Source organism: Streptomyces gardneri, from assembly GCF_006539185.1.
Lineage (GTDB): Bacteria > Actinomycetota > Actinomycetes > Streptomycetales > Streptomycetaceae > Streptomyces > Streptomyces gardneri.
The window spans coordinates 46,362-56,649 of the sequence record NZ_BJMN01000056.1; the positions used below are offsets into that span (position 1 = coordinate 46,362).

Annotated in this window: 9 protein-coding genes and 1 pseudogene; 7 read left to right on the forward strand and 3 right to left on the reverse strand. The window is 71.3% G+C overall.

Annotation, left to right across the window (positions count from 1 at the left end; all coding sequences use genetic code 11):
• The first annotated feature begins 91 nt into the window (after nucleotides 1–91).
• The 6 genes from SGA01_RS34735 to SGA01_RS34760 all read left to right on the forward strand — a co-directional run bounded on the left by SGA01_RS34735 (nucleotide 92) and on the right by SGA01_RS34760 (nucleotide 6,197).
• The gene (locus SGA01_RS34735) at nucleotides 92–490 is read left to right on the forward strand and encodes an SCO4983 family protein (protein WP_141301791.1); all 399 of its coding nucleotides are present in this window, start codon (nucleotides 92–94) and stop codon (nucleotides 488–490) included.
• A gap of 189 nt (nucleotides 491–679) precedes the next feature.
• On the forward strand, nucleotides 680–1,810 hold the full coding sequence (locus tag SGA01_RS34740) for a hypothetical protein (protein ID WP_174867621.1): 1,131 nt from the start codon (nucleotides 680–682) through the stop codon (nucleotides 1,808–1,810).
• Nucleotides 1,807–3,036, forward strand: coding sequence for a toxic anion resistance protein (locus SGA01_RS34745; RefSeq protein ID WP_141301793.1), 1,230 nt, complete (start codon nucleotides 1,807–1,809; stop codon nucleotides 3,034–3,036). Before SGA01_RS34740 ends, SGA01_RS34745 begins: the two co-directional genes overlap by 4 nt.
• Nucleotides 3,033–4,649: a substrate-binding and vWA domain-containing protein gene (locus SGA01_RS34750; protein ID WP_141301795.1), complete on the forward strand. Its 1,617-nt coding sequence runs from the start codon at nucleotides 3,033–3,035 to the stop codon at nucleotides 4,647–4,649. The genes SGA01_RS34745 and SGA01_RS34750 overlap by 4 nt, the downstream gene beginning before the upstream one ends.
• The gene (locus SGA01_RS34755) at nucleotides 4,636–5,226 is read left to right on the forward strand and encodes a hypothetical protein (RefSeq protein WP_174867623.1); all 591 of its coding nucleotides are present in this window, start codon (nucleotides 4,636–4,638) and stop codon (nucleotides 5,224–5,226) included. The genes SGA01_RS34750 and SGA01_RS34755 overlap by 14 nt, the downstream gene beginning before the upstream one ends.
• 17 nt (nucleotides 5,227–5,243) lie before the next feature.
• Nucleotides 5,244–6,197: a poly-gamma-glutamate hydrolase family protein gene (locus SGA01_RS34760; protein WP_174867625.1), complete on the forward strand. Its 954-nt coding sequence runs from the start codon at nucleotides 5,244–5,246 to the stop codon at nucleotides 6,195–6,197.
• A 124-nt stretch (nucleotides 6,198–6,321) separates the two neighbouring features.
• On the opposite strand, the gene SGA01_RS34765 is transcribed toward SGA01_RS34760, so the two are convergent.
• Entirely contained in the window at nucleotides 6,322–8,145 is a 1,824-nt protein-coding gene (locus SGA01_RS34765; protein WP_141301797.1) for a phosphoenolpyruvate carboxykinase (GTP), read from the reverse strand.
• A 197-nt stretch (nucleotides 8,146–8,342) separates the two neighbouring features.
• Between SGA01_RS34765 and trhA the strand changes: the two genes are divergently transcribed.
• Nucleotides 8,343–9,047, forward strand: coding sequence for a PAQR family membrane homeostasis protein TrhA (gene trhA / locus SGA01_RS34770; RefSeq protein ID WP_141301799.1), 705 nt, complete (start codon nucleotides 8,343–8,345; stop codon nucleotides 9,045–9,047).
• 13 nt (nucleotides 9,048–9,060) lie between these two features.
• On the opposite strand, the gene SGA01_RS34775 is transcribed toward trhA, so the two are convergent.
• Together SGA01_RS34775 and SGA01_RS34780 are read right to left on the reverse strand one after the other, a co-directional pair.
• Nucleotides 9,061–10,077 (reverse strand): glycoside hydrolase family 26 protein, encoded by a 1,017-nt coding sequence (locus tag SGA01_RS34775; RefSeq protein WP_141301801.1) that lies wholly within the window; start codon nucleotides 10,075–10,077, stop codon nucleotides 9,061–9,063.
• A 1-nt stretch (nucleotide 10,078) separates the two neighbouring features.
• Nucleotides 10,079–10,288 (reverse strand): annotated as a pseudogene (locus SGA01_RS34780) (vitamin K epoxide reductase family protein); the annotation flags it as partial.

Here is a 10,288-nt window from a genome sequence, read left to right on the forward strand (position 1 = left end):
ACCCGCCACGCCGGACCGCTGCCGGACATCGCTCAACTTTAGACAGAATCTAAGCTAGGATGGCCCCAGAGCACTACAGGAGGCCATCCCCATGTACGAACCGATCCGCACCAAGTCGGTCCACCGGATGGCCGACGACGACCAGACGTACCCGCACCGCTCCCGCGAGGAGGAGCTGGACATCCAGCTCGCCGGACACCTCGCCGCCCTGCTCGCCGTCACCGACGAGCTCGGCGACACGGAGGCCGGCGCGCTCATCGCCCGCCAGGTGGCACGGCTGCGCGGCGCGCCGCCCGCCCGCCACGCGGGCCTGAGCGGCTCGCCGGCGCAGGACCTGCACCGCAAGGCGCACGCCCTCGCGGGCCGCGCCCTGGTCGTCGCAGCCTCCCGGGCCGACACGGCCGCCGCGATCCTCGCCGCCGGGCGCATGGACGCGCACACCGCGGCACTGGCCGGGGACCCCTCCCTGGCAGCAGCCGGCGCCCCCTGACGGCCCCGGTCCGCGCGGCACGAACCGCGCGGACCGGGTGCCACCCATCCCCGCCCCCTTCGAGGACGCACGGGGACACACAGGCACACCCACGGATACACAGGGATACGCGGGGATACGGCAGCCCCCGCTCCGGTTCGGTACCGGGATCGGCACTTCACGCGCCGTACACCCAACTCCCCCTGGAATGTGGGTTTCCGCGAGCACTCTGCCCGCGTGAGACGCATCCTGGGAATCGTCCTGGCCGTTCTGCTCCTCGGCGGCGTGGCCGCCGTCCTCGTGACGGGCGGCGACAAGGACACAGGAACGGCAACGAAGACCGTGCGAGGAGTCATCGGGTCGGAGAAGGCCGAGTTCTTCGCCGACCCGCAGGTGGTGAAGGCGCTCGCCGCCAAGGGCTTCACCGTGGGCACCGAGACCTCCGGGTCCTGGGACATGGACGAACTGCCCCTCGAAGGCTACGACTTCGCCTTCCCTTCCTCCCGAGGGCCCGCCGACGGGCTCCGCGCGAAGGCGAAGACGAAGGACAAGGCGACCACCGCCCCCCTGCGGCCCTTCTACTCGCCGCTCGTCGTGGTCGCGCACAGCCCGGCGGCCCGGGTCCTCGCGGCCAACGGCCTCGCGACCCTCGGCCCGCGCGGGACGACCGGCACCCTGAAGATGGACGCCTATCTGACCGCCGCCCGGGCCGACCGCACCTGGCAGCAGCTGAAGGGCTCCGCCGGGCACGCCGAGCTGAGCGGCACCCTCTTCATCACCTCCACCGATCCGGTCGCCTCCAACTCCGGCGCCCTCTACCTGGCGGCCGCGAGCTATGTCGCCGACGGCGGCAAGGTCGCGGGCGACACCGCAGCCGTCACCCGCACCGCACCCCTCATGCGCAAGCTGATCCAGGTGCAGGGCGCCCAACAGGCGGGCTCCGACGCCCCGTTCCGCGACTTCATCAGCGGCGTCGGCAACCCCCTGGTCCTGGTGTACGAGTCCCAGGTCGCCGCCCAGCTCCTCGCCGGCCGGCCGATGGGCGACCTCGTCGTCCTCTACCCGGACACCACGGTCAGCAGCGACCACACCCTCGTACCACTCACCGAGAACGGCCGGGCTCTCGGCGAACTCCTCTCCACCGACCCCGAGTTGCGCAAGCTCGCGGTCCGCCACGGCTTCCGGCCGCAGGGCCCGGAGGGCGAGTTCACCTCGGCCACCGGCGCCCACACCGCCTACCTCAACCAGACACTCACCGGCGTCCGCCAGGCACCCGTGCCCACCAGCAAGGTGCTGCACGAGATGGCACTGCGGGCCCGCGACCAGGGGGACACCGCATGACCGGCCGGCAGCCCGAGGATCCGAGAAGAACGATGGCCCTGACCCCGCCCGAGCACGACACCCCGCTCGTCCTCACCCCGCCCGAGCCGGTCGCACCCGTCCGCACCGCGCAGGCCGCCGCCGGCCTCGTACCGCTGGACGAGTCCACCCGCACCGAGATGTCCCGGCGGGCCGTCGAGTACGTCACCACACTCGAAGGGCTCGACCCGCGCTCCCCCGAGTTCTCGGGCCGCATCGGCGAGATCGCGGCGCTCGGCGCCGGCGAGATGCGCTCCGCCGCCCAGCAGTCGAACCGCATGCTCGACCGCACGGTCCGCTCGCTCGGCACCGGCGCGCCCGGCGGCGACGCCCAGACCCGGGTCGGCGCCTCACTCGTCGAGCTCCGGCGCACGGTCGAGGACCTGGACCCCCGGGACACCCCCGCCAAGGGCATCAAGGGGCTGCTCGCCAAGCTCCCCGGCGGCAACAAGCTGCGCGACCACGTCGCCAAGTACGCCTCCTCGCAGGCCACGCTGAACCGCATCGTCGGCTCCCTCCGCGGCGGCCAGGACGAACTGCGCCGCGACAACGCCGCGTTGCAGACCGAGCGGTCCCGCCTGTGGGAGACCATGGGCAAGCTCCAGGAGTACGCGGTCCTCACGGAGGCCCTCGACGCGGCCGTCGAGGAGCGCGTCACGCTCACCCCGGACCCGGCCCAGGCGGACGCGCTGCGCGCCGACGTCCTCTTCCCGGTCCGGCAGAAGCACCAGGACCTGCTGACCCAACTCGCCGTCTGCGCCCAGGGGTACATGGCGATGGACGTGGTCCGCCGGAACAACGACGAGCTGATCAAGGGCGTGGACCGTGCGGCGTCGACGACGCTGACGGCCCTGCGGATCGCGGTCATGCTCGCCTCCGCCCTGGAGAACCAGCGCAAGGTCACCGAGCAGGTGAACGTGCTGCGGTCGACGACGGAGGGCCTGATCCTCGGCAACGCGGCGATGCTGTCGCAGCAGGCCGACGACATCCAGGAGATCGCGGCGAACCCTGCGGTGGGCGCGGAGACGCTCCGCACGGCGTTCCAGCAGATCTACTCGACCCTCGACGCCATCGACACCTACAAGGTGCGGGCGACGGAGTCCATGGCGGCCACGGTCGAGTCCCTCACCGCGGAACTCCAGGTGGCCGGCGCCCACCTGGAGCGCAGCCGCCGCACGAGCGCCCTGGAGGGTGGCAGCCCCGCATGACAAGGACCGCCTCCCCCCGCTCCCTCCCCCGGGCGATCGCCGCCCTCGCCCTCGCCCTGCTCGTCACGGCCACCGGCAGCTCCTGCTCCACCGTCGACAACAGCACCGTCGGCGGCCAGGGCGGCCCGACCCCCGACCGGCACGGCACGAGCTACGCCCCGGGCACGCTCCGGGTCCTCGCCTCCTCCGAGCTGGCCGACATGGCCCCCGTACTGGAAGAGGCCCGCAAGGCGACCGGGGTCACCGTCCGCCCCACCTACGCCGGCACCCTCGACGCCGTCGAGCAGATCGCCTCCGGCGAGGCGGAGAAGGCGTACGACGCGATCTGGCTCTCCTCCAACGACTACCTCAGGCTCCGCCCGGACACCGCCGGACGGATCACCGGCGAGACCCCGATCATGACCTCGCCGGTGGCCGTCGGCGTACGGCCCGCCGCCGTCGCCCGGCTCGGCTGGGACCCGGCGAAGGTCACCTGGTCGCAGCTGCACAAGGCCGTCGCCGAGAAGAAGCTGACGTACGGCATGACGGACCCGAAGCGCTCCAACTCCGGTTTCTCCGCCCTGGTCTCGGTCGCCTCGGGGCTCTCCGGCGCCCAGTCCGCGCTCACCGGTCAGGACGTCACCCGGGCCACCCCCCGGCTGAAGGAGTTCTTCGCGGGCCAGAAGCTGACGTCCGGCTCCTCCGGCTGGCTCGCGACCGCCTACGACCGCCGGGCCGACGTCGACGCGCTCGTCAACTACGAGTCCGTGCTGCTGTCCGCGCCCGGGAAGCTCACCGTGATCCGGCCGTCGGACGGCGTCGTGACCGCCGACTATCCGCTCACCCTGCTCACCTCCGCGCGCACCGAGGCGAAGGAGGCGGCCGGCCGGCTCACCACCTATCTGCGCACCCCGGACGCCCAGCGGCGCATCACGGAGACGACCCTGCGCCGCCCGGTCGTCCTCGGCGTCCCGCCGGCCTCCGCGCTCGCCGAGGACAAGCGGCGTGAGCTGCCCTTCCCCGGCAGCCGGGCCATCGCCGACGGTCTGCTCGACTCCTACGACAACACCCTGCGCAGGCCCTCCCGCACGGTCTACGTGCTCGACACGTCCGGCTCCATGGCGGGCGAGCGCCTCGAACGCCTCAAGACGGCGCTGGCCGAGCTCACCGGTGACTTCCGGGACCGGGAGGAGGTCACCCTGATGCCCTTCGGCTCCGCGGTGAAGCAGGGCGAGGTCCGTACGCACAAGGTCGACCCGGCCTCGCCGCGGGCGGCGCAGGACGCGATCCGGAGCGACGCGGGGCGCCTCTCGGCCTCCGGCGGCACCGCGATCTACTCCAGCGTCCAGGAGGCGTACCGCTTCCTCGGCACGTCCTCGGGCGACGACACGTTCACCTCGATCGTGCTCATGACGGACGGGGAGAACACCGACGGCGACCCGGCCTCCGCGTTCGACTCGTTCTACCGCTCCCTGCCCGCCGAGCAGCGGCGCACCCCTGTCTTCCCGATCCTCTTCGGGGACTCCGACCGCGGCGAGCTCGACCACATCGCGAGCCTGACGGGCGGCAAGCTCTTCGACGCCCGACAGGGTTCGCTCGACGGCGCCTTCGAGGAGATCCGTGGCTACCAGTAACCGCCTCCTGCGGTACGCCGAGTCCCGCAAGAACCTGACGGGCTGCGCCGCCGGCCTGGCCGGTCTCGCGCTCACCCTCACCGGGGCCGCGGGCGCCCTGTGGCCGCTGGTGGTCGTGGGCCTGTACGGGGCGGGGGCGCTGATCGCCCCGCCCGAGCGCCCGGACACCCCCCGCTTCCCGAGCGCGAGCGAGCAACTCGACGAGCTGCGCACCGATTTCACGGCCCTGCGCGTCTATCTGGCCGAGGTGGACCTGCCGCCCGCCCCGCGCGAGCGGCTCACCGCGCTCGACACCCTGCTCGAAGCCCTGCTCGAACCGGGCTGGGTGAGCGACCCGGAGCACCTCCACGTCCTGGCCCGCGCGGTCCGCCTGGACGTCCCGGAGGCCGTCGACACCTTCGTACGGACCCGGTGGTGGTCGCGGTTCACCTCGGGCGCCGAAGCCCCGGAGGGCCATCTCGAACGGCAGTTGGCCGCGCTCCACGAGGAGGCGACGGCGATCGCCACCGCCCTCCAGGAAGCGGAGGCGATCCGTCAGCACATCCACACGGAATACGTGGAAGGGCGCGGCAACTGATCGACTACGGTCCGCACATGACACCTTTCGAACACTCCGCCTCCCGCCGCACGATCCTGACGGCACTGGCCGCGGCAGCCACGACGGGAGCCCCGGTCCTCGGCCAGCTCGCCGCCGCCACCCCGGCCTCCGCCGCCCTGCCCTCCGACGTCACGCTTCCGGACCCGATCGAGTACAAGTCGAACACCCTTCTCTACCAGGACACGAACCTGGTCGAGGGCACCTCGTACAGCCGCCGTTACCGCCGGCACCAGCAGTTCGACCTCAAGATGAGCCAGAAGTACGGCTTCCAGCGCACCGCGATCCTCGCGCTGCACGGCGGCGGCATCGAGATAGGCACGAGCGAGCTGTGCCTGGGCATCGCCGGCTACAGCCCGGGCAGCGCCCCGGGCGAAGGGATGGGCGACCCTGCGGGCGACCCGATCCTGCCGACCGTGCACGACTACTTCATGTTCGAGGGCCTGCTCTCCGACGGCAACAGCGCCCTGCACGTCACCTCGAAGAACTGTGACGACCACGTCGCCCTGGCGACCGCGGCGAGCCACCTCAACGTCCTGTCCCTGCACGGCTGCAAGTTCGAACAGCTGAACCTGCCCACGGCCACCTACCCGCCGACCGGAGACCTCGGCGTCGCCGTCGTCGGCGGCCTCAACGCCGCGTTCCGCGCGGCCCTGGTGACGGAGATCAACAGCGCCGGCTTCCAGGCGGTCGACGCCTACGACCCCCGGTACTCCGCCACGCTCGGCGAGTTCAACGGCAGCCACGACAAGAACCCGTGCAACCGCACGATGCTCGCCATGGGCGCCCAGCTGGAGCTGACCACGGAGCTGCGCAAGAGCCTCTTCGGCAACCCGTCCTCCCGCGGCGGCCGCGCGGAGTCCTGGTACAAGTCGGGCGGTCGCTTCGAGGCCTTCCGCGACGCCTGCCGCCGGGCGATCGCCACCGTCGAGGCCGGACAGCCGATCCTGTAGCGGACATGCGCCGGCCCCCGGAGCCTGAGGGGGCTCCGGGGGCCGGATGCGTCGTGATGGGCCGTCGTGACCCCACTGGTCAGGGCGGTGTTTCGGGGCAACCCACCACGAGTTTCGGAGGGGACTAGCCCAGGCGCTCCACGAGCGCGTTGTACTGGTCCCACAGCTCCTTCGGCGTGTGGTCGCCGAAGGTGTTCAGGTGGTCCGGGACGAGGGCGGCCTCTTCGCGCCACACGTCACGGTCGACCTTGAGGAGGAACTCCAGGTCCTCGGCCGGCAGGTCCAGGCCCTCGGTGTCGAGCGACTCCGGGGTCGGCAGGATGCCGATCGGGGTCTCGACGCCCTCGGCCTTGCCCTCCAGGCGCTCCACGATCCACTTCAGGACGCGGCTGTTCTCGCCGAAGCCGGGCCAGACGAACTTGCCCGCGTCGTTCTTGCGGAACCAGTTCACGTAGTAGATCTTCGGCAGCTTCGCGGCGTCCGCGTTCGCGCCGACCTTGACCCAGTGGGCCATGTAGTCGCCCATGTTGTAGCCGCAGAACGGCAGCATGGCGAAGGGGTCGCGGCGCAGCTCGCCGACCTTGCCCTCGGCGGCGGCGGTCTTCTCGGAGGCGACGTTCGCACCGAGGAAGACGCCGTGGTTCCAGTCGAAGGACTCGGTGACCAGCGGGACGGCGGAGGCGCGGCGGCCACCGAAGAGGATCGCCGAGATCGGCACGCCCTTCGGGTCCTCCCACTCCGGCGCGATGATCGGGCACTGCCCGGCCGGGACGGTGAAGCGGGCGTTCGGGTGGGCGGCCGGCGTCTCGGACGCGGGCGTCCAGTCGTTGCCCTTCCAGTCCGTGAGGTGCGCGGGGGCCGTCTCGGTCATCCCCTCCCACCACACGTCGCCGTCGTCCGTGAGGGCGACGTTCGTGAAGACGGAGTTGCCCCACATGGTCTTCATGGCGTTGGCGTTGGTGTGCTCGCCGGTGCCGGGCGCGACGCCGAAGAATCCGGCCTCGGGGTTGATCGCGTAGAGGCGACCGTCCTCGCCGAAGCGCATCCAGGCGATGTCGTCGCCGATGGTCTCGACGGTCCAGCCGGAGATCGTGGGCTCCAGCATGGCCAGGTTGGTCTTGCCACAGGCCGACGGGAAGGCCGCGGCCACGTACTTCGACTCGCCCTGCGGCGGGGTCAGCTTGAGGATGAGCATGTGCTCGGCGAGCCAGCCCTCGTCACGCGCCATGACGGAGGCGATGCGGAGCGCGTAGCACTTCTTGCCGAGCAGGGCGTTGCCGCCGTAGCCCGAGCCGTACGACCAGATCTCGCGGGTCTCCGGGAAGTGCGAGATGTACTTGGTGGTGTTGCAGGGCCACGGCACGTCCTCCTGGCCCTCCTCCAGCGGGGCGCCGAGGGTGTGGACGGCCTTGACGAAGAAGCCGTCGGTGCCGAGCTCGTCCAGGACGGGCTGTCCCATGCGGGTCATGGTGCGCATGGAGACCGCGACGTACGCGGAGTCCGTGATCTCGACGCCGATGGCGGAGAGCGGGGATCCGACGGGGCCCATGCAGAAGGGCACGACGTACATGGTGCGGCCGCGCATCGAGCCGCGGAAGATGCCTTCGGAGCCCGCGAAGAGCTCCTTCATCTCGGCCGGGGCCTTCCAGTGGTTCGTCGGGCCCGCGTCCTCCTCCTTCTCGGAGCAGATGTACGTACGGTCCTCGACGCGCGCGACGTCGGAGGGGTCGGAAGCGGCGTAGTACGAGTTCGGACGCTTGACCGGGTCGAGCTTCGTGAAGGTCCCCTTGGCGACGAGCTCCTCGCACAGACGCTCGTACTCCGCCTCGGATCCGTCGCACCAGACGATGTTGTCCGGCTGGGTGATCTCGGCGATGTCGTTCACCCAGGAGACGAGCTCCTGGTGCTGGGTCGGGACGGTGGTGGGAGCCGCGTTGTCGCGCGCCACGATTGCTCCTTGTTGAGGGGTTTTTTTGGTGTATGCCCCGTGGGGGCCGCGACCCGGATGCTTCGTAGCTGCTCATCCGGTGCCGACCGCACTCATTTGATCATCCGATGTTAACGCCCATATGTCCAGAGGGCCGCACACGTGAGCATCGCCACTCATATCCGGGACCTACGGGGGCGTAGGTACGATGCGGTCTCATGACTGCAGCCATGCCGGAAGTGACCCCGACCGAAATTCCCGGGTCGGTCGAGAACCCCCTGTCGCTCCCGCCGAAGCCTCGGCTCAGAGGCTGGCTGCACGCCGGCATGTTCCCCGCCGTGATCGTCGCGGGCCTCGTCCTCGTCGCCTTCTCCGACTCGCCCCGCGCCCGAGTGGCCTGCGGGATCTACGTCCTCACGGCGTGCCTGCTCTTCGGCATCAGCGCGCTCTACCACCGGGGGAACTGGGGACCGCGCGGCGAGGCCATCCTGCGCCGCCTCGACCACGCCAACATCTTCCTGATCATCGCGGGCACCTACACCCCGCTCACCCTGCTCCTGCTCCCCGACTCCACGGCGAAGCCACTCATGTGGGCGGTCTGGGCGGCGGCCCTCGCCGGCATCGCCTTCCGCGTCTTCTGGGTCGGCGCACCGCGCTGGCTGTACACGCCCTGCTACATCGCGATGGGCTGGGCCGCCGTCTTCTTCCTGCCGGACTTCATGCACGCGGGCGGCATCGCCGTCCTCGTCCTCGTCATCGTCGGCGGCCTGCTCTACAGCGCGGGCGGGGTCATCTACGGCATGAAGCGCCCGAACCCCTCACCCCGCTGGTTCGGCTTCCACGAGGTCTTCCACTCGCTGACCCTCGCGGCCTTCATCGTCCACTACGTCGGCATCTCGCTGGTCGCCTACCAGCACGCCTGACCTGCGACGACGGTCAGGGGCGGGCGGGAGCCCCCAGCGCGCCCCTGACGATCCGCGCCGACTCCGGATTGTCCGCGCACTCCCACACTCCGTGCGGGCAGTAGTCCGTCACCGTCTGGTAGACGGGCCGGTGCGCCGCGAACCAGTCGAGCATCCCCCGCACGTAGACGGGGTTGTCCCCGTTCCTGAAGAGCCCCCACTCCGGGTACGAGACGGGCTTCCCGTGCGCCGCCGCGAACCGCACGTGGTGCTCGAGGCCGTACTCCTCGGTCACCTGCTCCTCGAAGGAGACCCCGGCCGGCTGGTCGTAGGCGTCCATCCCGATGATGTCGACGACGTCGTCCCCGGGGTAGCAGAGCGGCCACGCCACGGCGTCGAGCCCCCGGCTCGGCGTGAAGTCGAAGCGGAACCGCTGCCCCGCCACCTCCCGCAGCACCCCCACGACCCGCCGCCAGTACGCCTTCCAGGCCGCCGGGTCCGGGCCGCAGCGATGGCTGTACGTGGTGCCGTTCATCTCCCAGCCGAGCACGAGCACCGCGTCGTCGAGCCCGTGCTCCACGAGCCGCTCCCCGAGCACCCTGAAGTGCGCGTCGAAGGCGCCGCCCGCGCCGCGCCGCAGCCCCGCGCGCACCTCCGCGTCCGGCAGTCCCGCCTCGTTGCGGTCGAGCAGCGGCACGTTCAGGACGAAGAGCCGTCCCGGCCGCTCCTCCTTCCAGCGCGCCCAGGGCTCGAAGAGCGCCGGATGCCCCTCGATGTTGGACCAGCGGTCGCCCGGCAGGTACGTGTGCCCGACGGTGAGCGTCTCGCCGCCGAGCCAGGCCTGCACCTGCGCGATCCGCCGCACCCCGGCCTCGTCGGAGCCGGTGAAGAAGCCCGAGGGCACCCCGGGCAGCGGCTCCGGCACCACCGGGGCCCGGCTCCCGGTGTGGCGCCCGCCGGGCGCGATCCCGTCGTGGGGCAGCAGGAGCACGAGAACGGCCGCGAGCAGCACGATCAGTGCGGCCCGCGGCCAGGGGAGGAAGGGTTTCACGTCAGCTGGTCCAGAAGTCCCACCAGCGGGTCAGGATCAGCATCCCGATGATCCCGATGTGCAGGACGGGCAGGGCGAAGGCGAACTCGCCGAGGAAGGTCCGCACCCCGGCCGGGGCGGGCAGCAGCCCGGACCGGACGTTGTGCGCGGTCACGTACCAGAACATGACGATGGTCGCGGTCCAGGCCAGGCAGCACCACAGGCAGAGCGC